Genomic DNA, 19,352 nt, shown 5'->3' on the forward strand with positions numbered 1-19,352 from the left:
ATCAGGCTGTCTCGCGCAGCGCGTTCGACAGCGCCACAAGTTCTAGGACGTCATCGTCACGGTGCTCATGATGAGGGGCGGCTACCGGCATCGCTCGGGTCTGCACGGCGACGCCCCGGCTGGCAGCGTAAGCGGCGTCGCGCAGACGAGCGGCCAGCACGTCCGGCGGAGTGCTGTCCAAGGTGGCGCTGCCGGGAGCGTGGGCGAGCAGATAAGGGCTGAGACGAACCAGGCAGTCCCGGCACTCCGCCCACCGCCGGGTGTACCGGCGGTGCACGCCACGCGCCGACCAGCGATCACGCCACGACGCGGAGGAGGGCTCCATCACGTACTCGGGAAACGCTTCCGACAGCAGCTCCCAGAGCGGTTGCAGCTGGCGATGTATGCGCCGGTGCCGACGCCACACTCGGAAGACGTCGAGGCGGGATCGGGCGCAGCGATAGGTGACACCGATGATGAACGCGGCGATCGAGACCATGAGGACCAGCGAGATGCTGGACGTCACGACATCGGCCACTGAGCCACCGGAAGCCCGGATGACGATGAAGATCGCGCGAGTTGCGCAGGCGAAGGCCATCCCTGTTAGTCCCGCTGCGACGAGCCACAGGCCGGTGGCATGAGGGCGCCGGGAAACGCGCGCGTACCGACGGGTCCACCAGCTGGCCGTCGCCAGCGTGTACAGCATGTACAACCCGGCGCCTAGGTAGAACACGGCGACAGGTGGGTTCGTCATATCTGCCGCCTTGAAGCCGACGGCGATGGCCTCGCCCGGAGCCGTCGTGGCCGCGACCGTGATGACGCCCGTGACGATGACCATGGCGGCCGCTTCGCGCCGTGCCCGCCGACGGCTGACAGGCTTGTCGGCGACGGAGTGCAGATAGAAGCACATCAGGAAGTACGACGTCGCCAGGAGCAGCACGTTCTGCATCAGCTTGGCCACGTTGTGAGAGGCGATGTGGTCGAACCCGGGGCTGCCGTCGGGCATGGCAAACAGGTAGGAGCAGGCGATACAGACCAGACACAGGGTCAACGAGCGCAATGAAGCATCGCGAGGGGCCTGGTAGAGCTGGTACAGCTTCCACGCCACAGCCGCTGCCAAGACGGTGAGAAATAGGGCGATGGCCATGGTCTCCATCACAGCCACCCCATACGGTCCCCGAGGGCAGAGTGGATGCGGCGAACAGCAGGGTCCGGGGAAGGGGGATCGGTTACGTGGTCGAGGACGGATGCCCACGACAGAATGATCGTCGCGACCAGTTCAGCTTCCCGCTCCTGTTCGGTGCCGTAGGAGCAGCGTTGCAGCGCCCGGCGGATCGCGCCCGGCTTGAGGCCGGGCAGGAGCGTCTCCCACTGAAGGTCGGCGCTGGTGCCGGGATGATCGGCCAAGATGTGACCGACCTCGTGCAGGATGATGTGGTCCTGATGACGAGGGGTCGTCCGATCTTGGAAGATGATCAGATCAGCGTGGGGTGTGTCGAGCCACAGGCCGATCGGCCCCGATGTCGGCAGGGGGTAAGGCCGCAGTTCGATATGCCGACCCCGGTGGACTGAGAGTGCCTTGCACAGTTGATGCACACTCAGCGGAGGCTCGACCTCCAACTCACGCAGCATTCGGCGGATGCGCCGTGCTAGCTCACGCTCGCTTTCGCGTCTGATGCTCCGCGGTTTCTCGGGTGCGACGCGCGAGTAGTCGGAATCTTTGGTGCGCCACCACATGACTGATTCGGCCCTTTGCTCACCTTCGGTTGCCTCAGCCATCTTGCACAGCGACCACCGCCACTCCGGGTGGCGATAGCCGCCGTGGCGCTTGGTCGGGCCCATCCCGAGATGGCGAGTGTTGCGCTCCGTATAGCACGCGTATGACTTGATAATGGGGCAAAGCGTGGCAAATAGTCGCCCGCAGTTGAGATGGAGGGCAGAAGCGTGGGTGATGAACCCCATAACGCGGCGCGACCAGATTCAGAGGGGCTGTCATATCTTCTGAGGCATTGGCGGGAACGCCTGGATCCCACACGTATCCGTGGGATCGACTCTTCGCGCAGACGACTCAAACCCGGCCTGACGCAACAAGAGGTCGCACAGCTCACCAATGTCAGTCTGGCTTGGTATCGGGAGCTGGAACGCGGCAAGCACCGTCGCTTCGATGAGCAGTTCCTTCGTCGACTGGCGCAGGTACTTCGCTTGGACGAGGCTGAACGAGCCGTGCTCTTCCGGCTGGCGGCTGGCTATGCGCCGCTGCCGGGGAACTCGTCCTCCGGCGCCGCTATGGACCAAAGTATGCATGTCGTCCTTGATCAGATGGCGCCCCACCCGGCGTACGTGTCGAACCTGTGGTGGGACATCGTCGCCCACAACCAACCGGTCGGGGACTGGTTCCCTCAGGTCTTGGAGCAGCCGAACCTCATGCGGTTCGTATTCCTCCATCCTGAAGCGCGACGGCAGCTCCTCAATTGGCGGCGGGACTGGGCCGCCCCCTCGCTGGCTCAAATCCGCTACGCCAGCGCTATTCATCCCGACTGCGAAGAACTGGTCCAGCTTCGCGACGACATCCTCATGGGAAACGCCGAGGCTCGGGAGATGTGGAGAGCGAACCAGACCCGGGCACACTCAGACGGGGACAGGCGCTTCCTTCGCCTCCCGTATCACGGAGGCCAGGAGGTCTGCGTGCGCATCACGGCCTTCGCTCCGCTGATCAACCAAGACCTACGATTCGTGATCCTGCTGCGTCTGTGAGTCCGTGCCGTCTCCAACGGATTTGCCTCTACGCAGCCGTGCGCTCGAACGAGATCACTCGACGGGCTGATGATCGGGCGCTCCCGGAACTGAAGGGCCAAGGAGGGCCTACCTGGACCCCTGCACGACTACCTGGCGGCATCTTCAGCGCGCTGAGGGTACTCCTGGAGGACAGGGCTACGCTGGTCGGTCGAAGGGCCGGACCAGCCCGTGGCCGAGCTTTGTCCACGGGGTGACTGTGAGAGGGATTGACCATCGTGACACCCCGTGAGCCCCCGACGGCGCAGACGTCGCCCCGGACCGTGTGGGAGTGCTGCATGGTCTGGGCGGACCTGTTGATCGGCCTCCATGTGGAGGCCCTGGAGCAGTCTCGCCAAGATCGACTCTTCAAGCTCTCCGAGGAGGAGACTGCTCTGTACGTCGGCGCGGATCGGCCCTTGGTGTCGTTCCTGATCGCGGCGGCCCTGCGTGAGCGGATCCTGCATCTGGACCTGTCGTTCACCGACGCGGTGTTCGTACCGCTTGCTGCTCCGCAGGAGGAGGGCGTGACCGGCACCCTGCGGCGGTCGGCATACAACGCGCTCGATCTCAGCCCCGATCTCGTTGACCAAGGCGGCTCCTCGCGCGCCACGTTGATGCGAAATGCCCTCTCGTCCCATCCCGATGGCCGAGTGCTGTGGGACCGGGTGCGAACGACCGCCCTGACCGTCGTGGACGCCGTCGCCGCAAGCACTCCCGCACGGCAAAGCGGACCCCGCCATCCTGACGCCCGGGCTGACGGCCCGTATTGGGAGCGCGGCAGCACGATCGGGGACGTGCTTCTCAGGGAACACCGGCAGCGCCAGCTCGACAGGCTCGCCGAGGTCTTGGGCGAAGACTGATCACCTACGTGCCGCAATCTTCCTCTTGTCCGTATCTGCCTGCTCGTGTGTGCGTCGTCAGGTGTTCCGGAAGTGGATGCGGTAGCACGACCGCTCACCGAGCAGGGCTTCAAAGCCGCGTGTCAGGGCGGACTCCGTGCACAGATGCCGCCATGTTCGGGTGACCGCGTCGTCGGTGTCGTCGAGGTCGTGGCCGAGCGCCTGGAGGCGTGCGCCCCACTGCCGCGGGATCTCTGCGGCGTTCCGGTCCGCGCCGCCCGGGGGCATCAGGCTGCGGACGTCGTCGATCGTGATCTGGTCGACGCCGGTGTCTGCCTCGCGGGCCAGGAGGTACTGGGCAAGGGCCACAGCTGCACAGCCGTCGGTGATGCGGCCGTCGCCGACGCGGTTGCGGGCGAAGTGGCGGTCGGCCATCTCCAGGGTGCGCAGCCAGGCATCCTGCCACACCTGCGGTCCGCCCTCGGCCCGCCAGGCCCTCAGGCGGTCCACGACTGGCTCCCGGGTAGGGGCCCACCGTTCGTTCTCTGTCTTCAGGTCGGTCACAAGGCCGCGCACGGCATCGGCCAGCTCCCGGCCGTCCGCGGTGTCACGCACCGCCGGGGCGGACAGGGCCTCGAGGACCTGAAGCAGGAGCAGGGTGAGGGTATGGCCTCCGTGACGCTCGGGCATTCGGGGCTTCAGGACCGCGGCCAGGGCCTCAATAAGATCATCGCCGCTCAGGTCGATGGCTTCGGCGAGGGCGATGTCCTCGTCAAGCGGGCCGCGGTACCAGCTGCTGGCGCGGGCCTGGTGCTCGCGCTCCCGGTACCTCGTCAGTGGCGGCATCAGGCGGCGGGCCGCGTAGGCGGGGTCCGCCTCGCACCAGATGAGCCGCTTGAGCAGGCGGCGGCCCAAGTCATCGGGAGGGGCGTCGAGAGGAGACATGATGGTGACGCCGCAGCGGCAGTGCAGGGTGAGGGGGTCGCCCCAGCGGCCTTCGGCGAGGAAGGGGCCACGGCTGCCGCAGGCCGGGCAGGCCAAGGTCTCCAGGCCGGTCTCATGCTGGTAGTTCGGCTCGCTGATGGAGGATTCCTCGGAGATTGTCTCGTTCCAGCGGGCGATGTCAGCGTCCCACCGTTGCAGAAGAATCCGGTCGGTGTTGATCTGCCAGGTGTGGTCGGCGCCGTAGCCAGCGGGTGCGTCTTCGACGGGCTCGTCCTCGCGGTAGCCGATGCGCGGCAGGGCGACGCGCCGTCCTCCCGCGGAGGGGGACGCGGCCACCTGCGCACCCGCGCTGTTGTCCAGGGCCGGTCCCCGGTGCGCGAGGGTGCAAGCGTGATCTTGCTCGCGCAGGCCGTGCGGACAGTCCTTCAGGTGCATGGTGATCGTGCGCTGGGCGAAGGTGCACAGCTCGGCGAGGAAGTCGCGGTTGCTCCGGGCGAAGCGCTTGACCGGGACCGTCACGTCGTCGGTGTCGGGCGGGGCCACGAACGCGCTCAGGATGGCCCCGACCTGCTCCGGTTCCTGCAGCACCGGCAGCACGCGAGTGAAGACCAGGGTGCGCACCTCCTGAACGCTCACCCGGTCCTGGCGGGCCTGGTGGTGGAGCACCGCGCCCAGCACCAGAGCCAATGCGTTCACGCCGTTGCCCGGCAGGCCCGCCGCCCTGTGCCCGAAGACGTACTGCTCCCACGCCTCGGTGAACTCCCGGCGGGCCATCGGCGCGGTCGAGAGCCACCACTCGACGAGCAGAGCACTGATCGCACAGCACATCTGCGCCAGCGTTTCCTCATCGTCAAATCCGATCGAGTTGGCGAGCGTCAACTGGCCGACGAGCAACTCGATGGCGTAGCCGGCCGCGGCCCGCCGATCGGCGGCCGTCATCTGTTCGCACACCTCGGTCACCGGCTCGGCGGCGGTGACAGCCCGCACCAGCCGCTTGAACTCCGGCGCGGCTGGACCGGATACGTCGTCATCGTCGGTCATGAAGCCGGGAAGTTCTCCATGGTTCAGCCGCAGACCGGTGAGCCGGGACACTTCCACCAGACGCACCGCGCAGGCAGGGTCGGCTGCGACCTCCTCCAGCAGGCGGTCCACACATGGCGTACAGCCGTTGATGGCCGCCCCCATCAGGGCACCGAGTAGCGGCTCGTTGACCGTCTGCCCTTCGGCGTTGACCGGGCCTCCCGGCAGTTCCACCGGCCGGTGCTCGTGCGCCCCCATCCCAGCCCCCTTCTCTCATACGGCTCGACGTCACCCTAGTGCCCATGCTGCGTCCCGTCGGGTTGCGTCCGCGACAGCGGCGACAGCCCCCTCCTGGCCGACCGGCGCATCCCGCCCTCGCCACTCGCGTCACCAATACCGGCAGGCCGCTTCCTACGCCCGGTGTCCCGGCGGTCCCCCACCCGGCCAAGGGCAGATCGAGCAGCCGCGGAACCTCTGCCTCCCGGGAAGGGCAGTAAGCGGCCGTGCACAGGACAGCACAGGCCCCCGAGGGGCCCAGGCCGCGCGCATGGGCCCGGGCATCCTTCCCTCTCGCGGGCCGGACGAGATCAGGAGACCCGCAAGTGCAGGGCGTGCATGCACTCGAAGGAGTATGTGTTGCGCTGCGGGTGCTGTTGCTCCCATACCAGCCACACCGTGTTGACCTGGGCTTGCGTGCGGGCCGGGCGGATGCTTGTGCCAATCTCCGAAGCGAACTGGTCCGAGCGGGCTGCCAGCTCCGGGCTGTCGGTGTCATGCAGCCCGTACCCGCAGGATATGTGACACCAGAAGTGATCCTCGGCCGGAGGAAGCACCATCCCTGCCGCCTCCAATCCCGCGCGCACGCGCCGGTTGAGCTCCGCCGGGCCCGCCTGCGGCCAGATGTCCACGACGCCGGCGGAACCGGCCGCCCGAGCCGGACCGATCTCGATGTCAAACGGTGCCATCCCCTCCAACTCCTGCTGGACCAGGCGGGCGGCAAGGGCCAACTGCGTGTCGTCCACCCGAGCTCCCTCGGTGTTGAACTGGCGGACGGACTGAATCGTCATGTGGAGGTCGTCGTCGTCGATCGGCGCGATGACGTCCGGAAAGCGGTCCACGACTTCCCGCAGCTGGCCGAAGTACGCCATGACCTGAGGCTGGTCCTGGGGGAGCCACAGCACATGCGCTTTGACCCAGTCCTCATCTGGTCCTCCCTCGCTGCCCCACAGCCGGTGGGGGCCCATGAAGCGCCGCATCACTGCTCGTTGCTGATCTTGCTGGGGTCGAAGTCCGCGTAGACGGGGAGGTGGTCGGATGCTTCCTCGGCGGCGGCACTGCGATGAGCCTGGTAGTCGGTCAGCGCGGGGGCGACGGATCGGCTGGCCAGGATCAGGTCGATGCGCCTTGGCCCCCATGGGTCGGGGTCACCGCGGCCGTCCTCCCAGTGCCCGACCGTCGGCTCCCACGGAGCACCGAGATGTGTGGCGGCATCGACCATGTATCCCTTGCGCAGCAGCGCCTCGGTTGGCCGACGGTCCGCCAGCTGCGTCGTGCCGATCGTTCCGGTCTGCACCTGGGATTCGAGATCGTCATGGTGCATGGCGGTGTAGGGCTCGTCGTCGTAGTACTGGCGACCGCTCTGTCCGTCGTCGACCTTGGCGGCGGAGATCGAGTTGAAGTCCCCCACGCAGAATCCGGGCTTGACGCCACCTGTCGTACGGAAGGTGCCCTTCAGTCGGAGCGCCTCGTTGTACCGGAAGTCGGGACGGAAGGGGTCTCCGTGGTAGCTGGCCACGAGGATCGGCTCCCTGGCGCCGACGTCGAAGCGGGCCGTGGTGCAGCCGTGCCAGTAGTCCGGCGCGCCGAAGGGGCGGTAGGAGCCCTCGACCAGTTCCACGGTGTCGGGGTTCCACATCAGAGCCGTCCACCACGGCCGGTGCCAGTTCGCGGCCATGGCGGTGCCGTGCGGGTGGCCGTCGCTCGCCCTCATGCTGGCGGTCAGGCCGCACTGTGCGGCCAGGTCCTGGATGAGCGAGGCGGCTTCGGCCTCCCATGAATCGCGGCTGGTGGTGTTCTCGTCGATGACGACTTCCTGCAGGGCGAGGATGTCCGGCGCGATTTCCTGGATGGCGGTGGCCCGGGCGTCCCAGGAGCTGGTGCCTCGGGTGGCGGGGGTGAGCTTGTAGGCGTTGAGGTTAGCGAGACGGATCGTCCGCATGATCCCCTCCTTGTCGTGGGTTGCTGTTCGTGGGCAGGGTGCCGAACGCGCCCCGCCGGGGTGGTTGGTCTGGTGGCGGCGGCGGGCGAGCAGCGCCCCGGACCATGTGAGTTCTCACGGTCACGTTGGCGGGAGTTCGGTGATCGGCGCCGGAGCAGGGTGGGGGATTCCCCAGCGGTCTTCGGCTAGCCGGGCTGCCAGTTCGGCCTGCTGGTAGCCCGGCTCGCCCCAGCCGAGGAGCGCGGCAGCCTGGTCGGGGGTGGCCAGAAGCCGCGCGAAGGTGCGACCGGTGGCCGGATCTACTGCGGCCGGGCCGACGGAGGTGACGGGAGCGGTCAGCCGGAGGCGGGCGCACGGCCCGATCCCGCCGTACACCTCACCGGTCGCGTCAAAGACCCAGCCCAGACGTACTGGCTCACCGATCGTGGCCTGGGCCTCCTCCACGGCCTCACGGCACAGCGTGTCCTCAGGCGAGGTGTCGGCAGCCTCAATCGTTCCGCCCGGCAGCGCGGGGAGCCTGTTCTTCGGGTCGACCACCAGGACGACCCGGCCGTCCGGCACAAACAGCCATCCCCACGCCTGCTTCACCTCCAGGCCAGCGGGCACCGGCTCCGCGTGCCAGGGCAACCCCCCGCCGGCCCGCGACCGCACACGGACGTCGTACCGGTCCAGCGGCGGTTCCTCACCCACGTGCCGGCCACCCTCCAGGTGCGCGGTCGTGCCGGACAGCCGTGCCCGCAGCGCGGCGAGGAGGATCCGCGCGTCGACGGGGATCATCCGCTGCTCCACCTGGGTGGAGTCGACGAACTCGAAGCCCGTCAGCTCCTCCGCGGGGGTGCGCACCGCGGCGATCTCCTCATGGGTAAGAGTGCCGCCGTCGAGGATGTAGCGGATCTCGCCAGGTACTCGCATGCCCGGGGCGATGTCGGGGTGATCCGGGGGCAGCCAGTGCACGGCCAGGAGCCGTCCCGGTTCGCGCGTCAGGCCGAGCTCCTCGCTGACCTCGCGTCGGCAGGCATCCGCCGGGCTCTCCCCGGGCTCAGCGGCACCGCCGGGCAGCAGCCACTGCTCACGGTAGGTGGGCTTGACCAGCAGAACGCGGCCGAGCGGGTCGGTGACCAGGGCAGCGGCGCTCATCCAGACCGCGTGCCGGGATCGGGCGTACTCAGCCGCCGACATCTGCGGCTGTTTGGGGAAAGCGGGGGCGGTCTCGTGCTCCGCGTCCATCAAGGACTCCTTATCCACGTGCGAATCTGAGGCATGGCGAGTTCCGGCTGGGCCTGAGCACTCCTTCAGGCCGACCGCGGCCTCTCGTCTGGCGACCGGGGGTGAAGGAACGACGGCGGCCAGGCAACGGGGGCTTTCGCCGCCGCTTGTTGAGCGGGTGAGGGGTCATGACGAGGCTGGCTACCCAGCGCGCGGATCGGGGGCAAGGGCGATGGTCATCCAAGGCACGGATTCCTCGCGGAAGGAGTGCCCGACAGGGGCGATGCCGCTGCGGTCGTCGAGGCTGAAGCCGGTCACCATGATCATGTCCGAGTCGTCGGCGATGGAGACGAGGTGGCTTCCGCAGCGGGGGCAGAAGCCGCGGCGCAGCGTGGGCCAGGTCGCGTACCAGGTGGGCTCGCCGCCTGGTCCGGTCCAGGTCAGCGTGGTCTTCGGGAAACCGACCCACAGCACAGCGGGTCCGCCGGAGAGTCGTTTCTCGTGACGGCACGAGCACAGATGCGGATCGTCCGGGAAGCCGACCACTTCGTAGGCGATGTGACCGCACTCGCAGCGCCCTGTCCGCACCTCGGATCTCGCATCCGCCGAGTCGAGGGCCAGTGCCGCCTCTGCTTCCGAACAGCCCGTCGCGGGGGCGGAGCCGACCATCTGGTTGCGCAGCCGGACGGCCTCGGCCGACTCGCCGTCGACCCCTGAAGGGGGCATGGCGCGCGGGTAGGAGTGGACGGGCGGCAGGCCAGGCAGCACACCCGGCCAAACCGCCTCCAGGGCCTGCGCAGAGGGGGCGAAGACCGGGCCTAGACTGGCCAGGGTGTGCAGGTCGTGCCACTCCCACCGTGTGAAGCGGTGCGGCTCGGGCAGGGCCAAGTCGGCGGTCCAGGCGGTGACGCGGACCACGGCAGAGATGCGGCGGACGTCGGCGCGGTCGTCGTGGAGGATCGTCAGCAGGTGCGTGTCGTCGAGGCTGGCTTTCAGACCGGTCTCCTCGGCCAGCTCTCGTACGGCTGCGGCCTGGGCCGATTCGCCGGTCTCGATCCGACCGCCGGGCAACTCCCACATACCCCGCGTCGAACGCCCGAGCAGCACGCGCCCGGCGGTGTGCGTGATGACGACGCAGGCGCCGAGCACCGCTTGCGGTGTCGGACGTCCCTTCTCCACCGCGGTGAACCCTTGCTGCGGAGCGCGCAGCACCAGGAATGCCAGGCCGTCGGCGTCGTACTGCTCTGCCTGCTCCCAGCCCTCGGCCACCAGGTTGATCTCGTCCTCGTCTAAGGCGAAGTCCTGCCGCTCCTGCGAGGTGCTGGCCACTACGGGGGTGATGATCACCAGGATGCCGCCGGGCCGCAGCCGGGCACTGAGGCTGCGCACCGCGCGGGTGCGGTCGCGGATGAGGGCGACGCTGAGCCGCATGGTGATCAGGTCGTAGCCGTCCTCGGCCAGGACGGACAGGTCGTCGTGCTCGATGTCCAGGCACAGCCAGCGCACCCCGTCCGCGCCAGCGTGTTCTGAGCGGGCCCGAGCGAGGGCGCCTTCAGCGAAGTCGGCACCGTCGACGGTGTATCCGAGCGCGGCCAGGAACGTGGCCAGCTCACCGGTTCCGCAGCAGGCGTCGAGCGCACGGCCGCCCTCGGCCGCCGGAACATGCTCGACGAGCAGAGCCTTCTCCTGGTCGCCGAGCGGCCGGAAACCGCGGCCGTCGGTGTAGTGCTCGGACCAGTCGGCCCGGGTGTATCCCACAGATCGCTCCTCGTACGTCAAGGCGGAACATGGCGTGGTTACGGCAGTTCGACGGGCCCGTACAGGGCGGCACGCTGGCTGCTTTGCAGGGCCCAGTACCGGTCGCCGAAACTCCAGTGCCAGTACTCGGTCGGGTAGTTGACCAGCCCGGCCGCGGACAGCGCGCTGGCGAGGGTGGTGCGATTCGTCCGGGCTCGGCTGCTGAGACCGGGGGCATTGGTGTAGCAGGCGCTGTCGGATTCCTCCGGCGAGGCGTTGACCCGAGTCCCCATGTCCAGCTCGCGGCCATGGTGGTCGACGAGCGTGACGTCGACGGCCGCACCGGCGGAGTGCGGCGCGATCTCCGGGGGCGAGACGAAGCGGCTGGCGGCCTCCCGGATCTGGGCGGTCTGCCAGTCAGGGTGGGCGCGGGCCAGCTCCTCGGAGTACTCCTCAAAATAGCGCCTTTGCAGGGACGGCGGCCGGAATCCCTCCACGAACAGCAGGCGCATCCCTGCGGGCAGCAGCGACTGAGCATGGAGCAGCCGGTTGAGGACTCCTCGCCGAACGTGTACGAAGGCTCCAGTGTCATCCATCCTGCGGAGGTCGACGTGAATGCCGTGCGCGCGGACATCGGCGAGTTCCTCGCCGCATTCGTGGAGGGGGATCGCGGCCACTCTCCGGTCGGACATCAACACGATGCTGCTGCTCATTCGTTCCCCCAGTCCCAGGTGTCGAAGTACGCGGCCACGCCGGTACGGCGGGCCTGTGCCACGGCGCTCAGCCGCGCGAAGTCCCGAGGTGGCATCAACGCCTCCCACTCCTCCAAGGGCAGGACGCGGAGATGGTCGTGTTCGGCTGGATCCAGAGCGATGCCGCGGATCTGCGCCGCGGTGAGTCGGCCACCGTCGAAGACGCAGCCGATCGTGCTGTAGGGCCATTCGGTTCCGGGCAGGCCGAAGACCGTCGCCAGGAGTCGCGGTGGCCCGGCCAGGGTGATGCCGGTTTCCTCCTCGCACTCGCGGATGGCCGTCTGCCATGGTCGCTCGCCGGGATCCATCGTGCCGCCGGCCATCTGCCACGGATGCGTTGAGGAGTAGACGGCGTGGAGCTGGAGCGGACGGTCGTCCTCGTCGGTGAAGTAGACGCACGCGAAGCCGGTCGCCTTCATCACCGTTTCGGCGTACTGCTCGGGCGGCAGCCGGGTGGGGCCGCTGTGCCGCTCCTCAGGGACGGCCGGTACTTCAAGGCGCGTCATCCGCATCAGCGCCGGACTGCTCGCGAACCCAAACTCGCGGTAGAGCGGCGCTGCTTCGTCGCTGGCGTGGAACTCGAATAGCGTGACATGCTCGGCTTGGAGCTGGTGCAGCAGCGCGGACACCACGGCCCTGGCGCAGCCGCGGCGCCGGAGCTTTGGGTGTGTGGCCACGACGTGCACGCGGGCGGCCAAGCCCTTGGGATAGGCCGGTGCAGGGAGCACGGGGTGGATCAGGCCGAGGGCGCAGGCGGCGAGCGAGCCGTCCGGCGCGTCGATGACGAAGGCGCGTGCGTCCCCCGCCGGGGTCAGCCGCGGTGCCAGCTCGGCGGTGGACCGTTGGATCCACTCCTCGTTCAGGGGCTCGGACAGGACGTAGGCGGAGCGCAGCCGGGCGATGCCTTCGGCATCGGCAGGCGTGGCCATGCGGACCGCCGGTCGCCCTGGCGCGTCCGGAGGGCCGGCCGTGGCGGCCGGTGCCGGGCCGCGGTGCAGTCCCATCGCCTGTTCCGCGAACTCCACAACAGCGGCTTCGGGGCGGCTGACGGGCGGCTGGCCGGTCACGTTCGGCACGATGCGAAGACGGTCGGCGTCAGGGTGGTAGGCGATGGCGTCGCCGGACATCTGAAAGTGGACCGCCAGCCGTGCGCCTGCCGCGTAGGCGTCCAGTCCGGCACGGCAGTACGCCACCATGTCGGTGGGCAGAGCGTCGAGACACACCCAGTCCATCGCGTCGCACACCTCGGGCTCCGCGATCTGCGGTTCGCCTTCCCACCGCCGGACTTCGAAGAAGAACCCAGTCCGGGAGTGCCCGCCGGGGCTGCGGTGATGCACGGTGACAGCGGCCCGTACGTCCACCGGATCGATGACGACGCAAGTCTCCTCCCGTGCCTCGCGCACCAGGGCGGTGACGACATCCTCGTGCGAGCCGTCCAGATGTCCGGACGTTTTCCAGGCACTCGCATGTTGTAGAAATAACCTGCGCAGCATGGAGGAATTATGGGGGCGACCGATCGCTGGACCGTCGACTTCTACGACATGGTTGAAGCTGTTCCGTCTGACCTACTTGAGGAGTTCCTATGGTTCGGTGACCTGCACGAGCGGACAGCTCGTAACGGGGCCCGCCACGGCACGCCGATTCTGAACTCCCCTACAGGCCATGCAGATCCGCGGATCAACCTCTTCTTCCGTACCGGCTCGATGGCGGGCGCGTCGGTGAAGACGATGCGGCGGTACGCCTACTCCCTCGCGGTGTGGCTGACCTTCCTTCACGTCTTCGGCCGTAAATGGGACGAAGCGACGCCTGGTGACGTTGAGGCGTACAAGGACTGGCGGATCACCGACGCCCGCAATGACGAGCGAGTCAAGGGCACGAGCTTCGACACCGACCGTGCGGCCCTCAACTGCTTCTACACCTGGGCAGGCCCCCGGTACCGGACGATCAACCCGGTGCCCTCCGTGCCCCGCCAAGCCCATGCGCCCGCGAAGCCATCCGGCCCGGTTGACCAGGACGGAAAGCCGCTGGCCAGAAACGGGCGTGACCCCTTGAGGCCGGCGGGCAGCCGCCGGCGCCAGGTGAAGTGGCTCCTGCTCAGCGGGTACGAGCAGTGGCGCAACATCGGGCTGCGCGGCTACGGGTTCGACGGCCTGCGACGCCCGGGATGGCGCGGGTACAACGAGGACCGAGACGTCGCCTTCACCGATGGCCTGTACGGCACCGGGCTGCGGCTCCAGGAGTGGGCCAGCATTCTCGACGTCGAGCTGCCGTTCGGCGCAAAGGGGCGGTACCTGAAGGCATGGCTGGCCGCCGCGTGCATCAAGGGCTCGCCGGACGAGGGCCGCTACTACCGGATTCCGCGCCGCGTGTTGATGGACTCGATGGCCTCGTACATGGACGAGGTGGAGGGATCGCGAACCGAAGTGATCCGCCGGGCCCAGCGGGCCGGGCGCTACGACCGCTTGCCCGGGCTGCGGATCGTGACGGGCTACAGTGCGCGCACGCGGGAGCTGCACATCGAGTCGGCATCCGGAGGCTCGGTACCGCAATCCTTGGACGTGCTCGGTCCCGACGAGCGCCTACGGCTGTTCCGCAGAACGCCCAATGGGCTGGAGCCGCTCGCGGTGTGGCTCTCGCACGACGGCCTGCCGAAGAAGGTCGGAGGCTGGGAGGACACCTTCCGGGACGCCAACGAACGCATCGCCGATCTGTGGGCCGACCTCTCGGCAGAAGAACTGACGCCCGAGCAGCGCGAGCGCCGCCGGTCACAATGCCCTGTGTGGGCCCGCGCTCATATGCTCCGCCACTCGTTCGCCCTGCGCTGGTACCTGGTGCTGTCCATGGTGTGGCAGCCCCACCTGGACGGATACACCGACGAGCAACTCAAGGACCTTCGTGACCAGTTCGGCGACGTCTGGTACGCCCTGTCGATTTTGATGGGCCACAGCCACCCGGACACGACGCGTGATCACTATCTGGCGCCGTTCACCGGGCTTCACGTCGACTACCTGATGGCGCTGCTCGACGAAGACGAGCAGACGGCACTGGAGGCCCTCGTCCGGACCGCCGTCGCCGCCACCGGGGTGGTCCTGACGGCAGCGGAGGCTACCCGATGAGCCGGGGCGGACGGCGAGCGAGTCTGCCGTCGGCCTCGTGGCAGCCGCCGCAGCGAGGCATCGTGCCGGAGGGATCCGGCACGCTGGTGCGGTTCTTGGAGGAGTCCGGCGAGCGGTTCAAGACCTACGACTTCTCCACCTGCGACGTGACGCCCGAGCTGCAGCAGTGGCTGGCCAGGTGTTTCAGCCGCCGCGTCGGCACGGCTCGTACCTCGGTCAAGCGGCTCAGTGCGGCAGGTCAGCACTTCGACGCTCTGCAGGGACTTGCGCGAGCTCTCAACCGGTACCAGCCCCAGCCGGCTTGTCCGCAGGAGCTGACCGGTGCGCACATCCGTGCGTTCGTGGAGTACTACGACGACCGTCCGAAGCGCCAGCATTCCGCCCTCAAGAGTCTGCGGGCCGCGCTGCGGGGCGATCCGGAACTCCCTGAGGAGGCTCGCCAGGCCCTCTTCGACGTTCGTGTGAAGAAGCCCGAGGAGGTGAGCCCCGGCGCCTACGAGGACGAGGACTGGCAGGCGATCATGACGGCGGCGCGTCGGGACGTCCGCCTGGCCCGGGAGAGGATCGAGGCCGGACGCCGCCTTCTGGCGCGGTGGCGCGATGGCGATCCGGACCTCAGCCGACACGAGGCGGAGGAGGGCGCGCTCCTGGACCTGTTCGACCGGACCGCCGACCTGCCACGTATGCCACGCTCGGGTGACTACACGAAAGCAGTACTGCGGGGCGGCGGCTTTCGCCGCCTGGCCGCGAGGCTGTGTCTGACCAGGGCGGACGCGACCGCGTTCTGTCTCTTGCTGACCGCGCTGACCCAGGAGAACTTCGGCACCGTCGCCACCTGGCCCGCCGCCCATTTTCACCCAGAGGGCGCCCGGGACGACGAGCGCGTCCTCCTGGTCGAGGAATCCAAGCCCCGGCGCGGCCCCGAACAGGAACACATGGTCGCCGCGCTGGAGCATCTGCCCGACGACGTCGCTGACCTTCTCGGCGTGGGCGCCGACGAGCCCCGCCTCATGCGATCGCCGCTGCGCCTGTACCTGCTCCTGCTGTCGCTCGCGGAGCTGCCGCGCCGTCACAGCGGGGCGTCTGCGGCCTTCGTCTCGCTCTATCTCAGCGGGAGTCAAGAGGGCCAACAGGCGGATCGCTGGGGCGTGGGAGTCGGGGCCCACGATGTCCTCAGATGGGCCCGCGCACACGGTTTCCCTGCGGCCCGGCACGCCACCCCCGGTCGGCCGGGGGTGGACGTGGTCAGGGTCCGGCAGACGTCCCTGGAACGCCGTCAGCATCCCGTGGCGCACTCGCGCCGCACCCTCAACGACGTCTACCTCAAGGGCAGCAGCACGGTGCGGGTCGACAGCCGGCGGGTCGTCGGTGCGGCCCTGTGCCAGGAAGTCGCCAAGGCCCGTGTGATCCAGTCCGTTCCCGTCTTCACCGCCGAGTTCGTCGCCTGGGCCCGAGAGAACCTGGGCGAGGCCGCCGCCCAGACGGGTCTGGAATCCAGGACGCTGAAGGACCTTCTCGACGCCCAGCGGGATACCGCCGCTGTCGCCTGTGTGGATCACCTTGCCAGTCCTGTCGCAGAGCCCGGCCAACCGTGCCCGGCCTCGTTCTTGCAGTGCCTCACCTGTGAGAACGCCCGGGCGCTGCCGCATCACCTTCCGGTTCAACTGGCCGTCCGTGACGGCATCCGTCAGCGCCGCCCTCACCTCGAGCCACGTGTGTGGCAGGCCCGTTTCCGTGCTCCGCTTCAGCAGTTGGAGGAGATCATCAAGCACTTCACCGACGCCGAACACGAGCAGGCCCGAGCCGATCTCGGCACAGGCCAGCAGCGGCTCGTGGATGATCTCCTTGACGGCCGTTGGGACCTGCGATGACCACCGCCGCCGCCTTTCGCGCGGCACCGGACGGCATTTGGCCAGCCGCCGACACCGTGATCCTCCGCAACCGGTCCCTGCGCGCCGGAACCGACGTGAAGACTTTGTCCCGCTTCGGCGACCCCGTCTGGCACATCAAGCCGGCGCACCCCGATGCACACCTGAACGTCTCGCCCCTGGCCTGGGAGCACTACCCGTCCGACTTCCAGCTTCCCTTCAAGACGTTCTTCCTCGCAGCGCTCGACCACCCCTATCCGAGCAATCCGATCACCGTTCAGCGCGGTAACGAGCGCCCGAGCGTCTCGACGCTCGACTACTGGTTCATGGACCTGCAGGTCTTCGCGGAGTGGCTCGTCGGGACGGGCATCTCGTGCCTGTGCGACGTCACCGAACACCACCTTGACGCCTACCGCGCCTACGTCCTGGCCCTGGCGCGCAAGCCAGGGCGGAAGGTGGACATTCTGGCCGCGGTGCGCACCCTGTGGCTGTACGGCACGCACCTGCCGGCCGAGGGACGGCTGGCCACCGGTTATCCCTGGCCCCGCGCATCCGACGATCTCAAGGTCCCTTCCGGAGGCCGGGCCAACAAGACGCCGCAGATCGCACCGGCGACCATGACCGCGCTCCTCGCCTGGGCGCTGCACGTCATTGAGGTGGTCGGCCCGGACGTCCGCGACGCCTGGGTCGCACACCACCAGATGCTCGCCGGGACACACGCCTCGCAGGCCGAATTCCACGGTCTGTCGAAGAGTGAACGCATCGCGCGGTACATAACGCGCTGCCGACGAGAGGGAACCCCGCTGCCGGGGCACCGTACGGAGAACGGGCAGCGGGACATCAACTTCTCGGCCCTCCAGCGAATGCTTCATGTCTTCACGTTCACCGCCCGACAGAAGCGCACCCTGCGGGAGGCGGGGCTGACCATCGCCGAAGACACCTATGTCGGGCAGATCACGGGCACGATCGACGGCCGGCCATGGCAGGACTCGCCCATCGCCGTGTCCGAGCTGCGCAATCTCATCCGCATGGTGGCCACTGCCTGTTTCGTGGCGATCTGCTACCTCAGCGGGGCGCGGCCCGGGGAGGTGCTCAACTTGCGGCCCGGCTGCCGGGACACCGACGAGGAGACCGGAGAACTGCTGATCGTCGGCCGCCGAGGCAAAGGCTACGACCGCGCCTCGCTCCCGGAGCTCCCGGAGACCGAGGAGGAGGCCGATCAGCGGCTATGGGTCGTCGTCGCCCCGGTGCACGAGGCCATCGCCTTGCTGGAGAGCCTCGGCGACTACCCCTTCTTGTTCCCCGCCAGCTTCACCAACGCCCACACTGCGAGGCCCAATGACTTCAACGCCCGGCAGGTTGAGTCGATCACCAGGGATCTGGAGGACTACGTGGAGTGGATCAATGACACCTTCGGCAGTCCTGATGCCGAGGTGCCGATCCCTCCGGATCCGACCAAGCACCTGCACGCCTCACGGTTCCGAAGGACATTGGCGTACTTCATCGTCCGCCGCCCCCGCGGACTGGTGGCCGCCGCGCTGCAGTACGCCCATGTCCACACCAAAGTCACCTTGAGTTACGCGGGCCGGGATGATTCGTCCTGGATGGACGACATCCAGTTGGAGACCTTGGAGATGGTGCTGGAACAGAACGACGAGGACGCGCGCCTGCTGGACACCGGCGAACACGTCTCTGGTCCTGCCGCCGACGATTATCGCCACCGCGTACGCAGGCGGGCCAGGTTCGCCGGACGGGTCGTCACCGCTGGCCGGAGCGTTGAGCGACTGCTCGATGAGGCGAATCCGGACATCCACCACGGCGAGGCCATGACCTGTGTGTGGCGGCTCGAGACCGCCGCCTGCCGCAAGGCGCGTCTGGAAGCCAGCCTGCCGGCCGAGGACGGTCCCAACGAGGGGGAGTGTCGGTCGAGTTGCATCAACCTCGCCTACACGGACAGGGACATCGTCGAGCAGTGGCGCCTCCGGCGACAGCGGGAAGCTGCAGCAGCCGACCGGCTGAGCCCGCGTCCCCTGCGGGACCGGGCGGCTGCGCTGGCCGAGAGTAGCCGGGCTGTCATCGAGGCCCACCATGCGAGCCCGCCCGATCCCAACCCCGTGACGAAGGAGCCGTGATGGGACGCCGACCGCGTGATGAGGAAGCCGACCGGGCCGCGATCCGGGCCGCGGCCGACCGGCTTTTGGCCGGGACGCCTCTGCACTCGCAGTCCGGAAAGCTGACCGCATCGGAGTTGATCGCCGAGAGTGATCTTCGGCGCGATGTCGTGTACCGGCACAACGACCTCATCCAGAACTTCCAAGCCCGCGCGAAGGCCCAGGACTCCACGCCGTTCGCGATGCAGGAACTCGCTGATGAAAACCGGCGACTCAAGACCGAGATCGACGAACTGAGGGGCGATCTCCGCCAGGAACAGGGGAGGGGTAAGATCATGCGGATGATCACCGCGGAGCTCTCCCTCGAATTGGAGCAAGCCAAGGCCGAACTCGAGAGCCGCTCTGGCGTCACTCGGCTGCCGGACCCACGCTGATCCGAGATCACGCTCGGCGATTACGGCCAGAGGCCATCTGGTGCCCGTCCGGTCCTGTCTATACGTTCGCTGACCATGAACTGGACGACTGTGCTTGCTGCGTTCGGTGCGAGTACGGGTGCGGTGGGGTGGCCTGGCAGTTTTGGAGCCACTGGCTCACGGGCGGACGGGTGCAGGTCCTCGCCTTACGGGAGCGCCGGGACGAGCGCTGGGCGATATCGACGTTGGTGATCAACCTGGGGCGCCAGGACGTGACCGTGGCCGGGTACACCGTCTGGCTGGACCGCGACGGGATGCGCTGGAAACGCCTGAGATGGAAGATCCAGATGCTGCGCCGGTTCGGCCTCGCCCA

The 19,352-nt window shown here is 68.3% G+C and carries 15 protein-coding genes; 6 read left to right on the plus strand and 9 right to left on the minus strand.

What is annotated here, in order from left to right; all coding sequences use genetic code 11:
* Position 1: 1 nt before the first annotated feature.
* Positions 2-1,135, minus strand: coding sequence for an MAB_1171c family putative transporter (locus ACH4SI_RS16310; protein WP_398296370.1), 1,134 nt, complete (start codon positions 1,133-1,135; stop codon positions 2-4).
* Positions 1,135-1,821 carry a hypothetical protein gene (locus tag ACH4SI_RS16315; RefSeq protein ID WP_398296371.1) on the minus strand — a complete coding sequence of 229 codons (687 nt, stop codon included), beginning with the start codon at positions 1,819-1,821 and terminating at the stop codon, positions 1,135-1,137. The genes ACH4SI_RS16310 and ACH4SI_RS16315 overlap by 1 nt, the downstream gene beginning before the upstream one ends.
* A 102-nt stretch (positions 1,822-1,923) precedes the next feature.
* Here ACH4SI_RS16315 and ACH4SI_RS16320 point away from each other — a divergent pair, with 102 nt between their 5' ends.
* Positions 1,924-2,733, plus strand: a complete 810-nt coding sequence (locus ACH4SI_RS16320; protein WP_398296372.1) for a helix-turn-helix transcriptional regulator — start codon at positions 1,924-1,926, stop codon at positions 2,731-2,733.
* A gap of 317 nt (positions 2,734-3,050) precedes the next feature.
* The gene (locus ACH4SI_RS16325; protein WP_398296373.1) at positions 3,051-3,614 is read left to right on the plus strand and encodes a hypothetical protein; all 564 of its coding nucleotides are present in this window, start codon (positions 3,051-3,053) and stop codon (positions 3,612-3,614) included.
* A 57-nt stretch (positions 3,615-3,671) separates the two neighbouring features.
* Here the strand turns inward: ACH4SI_RS16325 and ACH4SI_RS16330 are convergent, their stop codons facing one another.
* The 7 genes from ACH4SI_RS16330 to ACH4SI_RS16360 form a co-directional block, all read right to left on the minus strand.
* The gene (locus ACH4SI_RS16330; RefSeq protein WP_398296374.1) at positions 3,672-5,816 is read right to left on the minus strand and encodes a hypothetical protein; all 2,145 of its coding nucleotides are present in this window, start codon (positions 5,814-5,816) and stop codon (positions 3,672-3,674) included.
* A gap of 329 nt (positions 5,817-6,145) precedes the next feature.
* The gene (locus ACH4SI_RS16335; RefSeq protein WP_398296375.1) at positions 6,146-6,706 is read right to left on the minus strand and encodes a hypothetical protein; all 561 of its coding nucleotides are present in this window, start codon (positions 6,704-6,706) and stop codon (positions 6,146-6,148) included.
* Between the two features lie 107 nt (positions 6,707-6,813).
* Positions 6,814-7,776 (minus strand): endonuclease/exonuclease/phosphatase family protein, encoded by a 963-nt coding sequence (locus tag ACH4SI_RS16340; protein WP_398296376.1) that lies wholly within the window; start codon positions 7,774-7,776, stop codon positions 6,814-6,816.
* Between the two features lie 120 nt (positions 7,777-7,896).
* Positions 7,897-9,003: an NUDIX hydrolase gene (locus ACH4SI_RS16345; protein WP_398296377.1), complete on the minus strand. Its 1,107-nt coding sequence runs from the start codon at positions 9,001-9,003 to the stop codon at positions 7,897-7,899.
* 180 nt (positions 9,004-9,183) lie between these two features.
* Positions 9,184-10,740, minus strand: a complete 1,557-nt coding sequence (locus ACH4SI_RS16350; protein ID WP_398296378.1) for an NUDIX domain-containing protein — start codon at positions 10,738-10,740, stop codon at positions 9,184-9,186.
* Between the two features lie 38 nt (positions 10,741-10,778).
* Positions 10,779-11,411 carry a M15 family metallopeptidase gene (locus ACH4SI_RS16355; RefSeq protein ID WP_398296379.1) on the minus strand — a complete coding sequence of 211 codons (633 nt, stop codon included), beginning with the start codon at positions 11,409-11,411 and terminating at the stop codon, positions 10,779-10,781.
* A 17-nt stretch (positions 11,412-11,428) separates the two neighbouring features.
* A complete protein-coding gene (locus ACH4SI_RS16360; protein ID WP_398296380.1) occupies positions 11,429-12,964 on the minus strand; it encodes a GNAT family N-acetyltransferase in 1,536 nt (511 codons plus the stop codon).
* Between the two features lie 9 nt (positions 12,965-12,973).
* Here ACH4SI_RS16360 and ACH4SI_RS16365 point away from each other — a divergent pair, with 9 nt between their 5' ends.
* The 4 genes from ACH4SI_RS16365 to ACH4SI_RS16380 all read left to right on the plus strand — a co-directional run bounded on the left by ACH4SI_RS16365 (position 12,974) and on the right by ACH4SI_RS16380 (position 19,000).
* The gene (locus ACH4SI_RS16365; RefSeq protein ID WP_398296382.1) at positions 12,974-14,587 is read left to right on the plus strand and encodes a site-specific integrase; all 1,614 of its coding nucleotides are present in this window, start codon (positions 12,974-12,976) and stop codon (positions 14,585-14,587) included.
* Positions 14,588-14,649: 62 nt separating this feature from the next.
* Positions 14,650-16,458 (plus strand): hypothetical protein, encoded by a 1,809-nt coding sequence (locus ACH4SI_RS16370; protein WP_398296383.1) that lies wholly within the window; start codon positions 14,650-14,652, stop codon positions 16,456-16,458.
* Positions 16,455-18,587 carry an integrase gene (locus ACH4SI_RS16375; protein ID WP_398296385.1) on the plus strand — a complete coding sequence of 711 codons (2,133 nt, stop codon included), beginning with the start codon at positions 16,455-16,457 and terminating at the stop codon, positions 18,585-18,587. The genes ACH4SI_RS16370 and ACH4SI_RS16375 overlap by 4 nt, the downstream gene beginning before the upstream one ends.
* Complete coding sequence (locus ACH4SI_RS16380; protein WP_398296386.1) at positions 18,587-19,000, plus strand: hypothetical protein; 414 nt, start codon at positions 18,587-18,589, stop codon at positions 18,998-19,000. The genes ACH4SI_RS16375 and ACH4SI_RS16380 overlap by 1 nt, the downstream gene beginning before the upstream one ends.
* Positions 19,001-19,352: the final 352 nt, after the last annotated feature.

The organism is Streptomyces sp. NPDC021212 (assembly GCF_044332925.1).
Lineage (GTDB): Bacteria > Actinomycetota > Actinomycetes > Streptomycetales > Streptomycetaceae > Streptomyces.

Excerpts from the sequence above, each read along its gene's own strand:
- ACH4SI_RS16310 (WP_398296370.1), bottom strand. The coding sequence starts at position 1,135 with ATGGAGACCATGGCCATCGCCCTATTTCTCACCGTCTTGGCAGCGGCT.
- ACH4SI_RS16315 (WP_398296371.1), bottom strand. The coding sequence starts at position 1,821 with ATGGGCCCGACCAAGCGCCACGGCGGCTATCGCCACCCGGAGTGGCGG.
- ACH4SI_RS16325 (WP_398296373.1), top strand. The coding sequence starts at position 3,051 with ATGGTCTGGGCGGACCTGTTGATCGGCCTCCATGTGGAGGCCCTGGAG.
- ACH4SI_RS16330 (WP_398296374.1), bottom strand. The coding sequence starts at position 5,816 with ATGGGGGCGCACGAGCACCGGCCGGTGGAACTGCCGGGAGGCCCGGTC.
- ACH4SI_RS16335 (WP_398296375.1), bottom strand. The coding sequence starts at position 6,706 with ATGGCGTACTTCGGCCAGCTGCGGGAAGTCGTGGACCGCTTTCCGGAC.
- ACH4SI_RS16340 (WP_398296376.1), bottom strand. The coding sequence starts at position 7,776 with ATGCGGACGATCCGTCTCGCTAACCTCAACGCCTACAAGCTCACCCCC.
- ACH4SI_RS16345 (WP_398296377.1), bottom strand. The coding sequence starts at position 9,003 with ATGGACGCGGAGCACGAGACCGCCCCCGCTTTCCCCAAACAGCCGCAG.
- ACH4SI_RS16355 (WP_398296379.1), bottom strand. The coding sequence starts at position 11,411 with ATGTCCGACCGGAGAGTGGCCGCGATCCCCCTCCACGAATGCGGCGAG.
- ACH4SI_RS16360 (WP_398296380.1), bottom strand. The coding sequence starts at position 12,964 with ATGCTGCGCAGGTTATTTCTACAACATGCGAGTGCCTGGAAAACGTCC.
- ACH4SI_RS16365 (WP_398296382.1), top strand. The coding sequence starts at position 12,974 with ATGGGGGCGACCGATCGCTGGACCGTCGACTTCTACGACATGGTTGAA.
- ACH4SI_RS16375 (WP_398296385.1), top strand. The coding sequence starts at position 16,455 with ATGACCACCGCCGCCGCCTTTCGCGCGGCACCGGACGGCATTTGGCCA.
- ACH4SI_RS16380 (WP_398296386.1), top strand. The coding sequence starts at position 18,587 with ATGGGACGCCGACCGCGTGATGAGGAAGCCGACCGGGCCGCGATCCGG.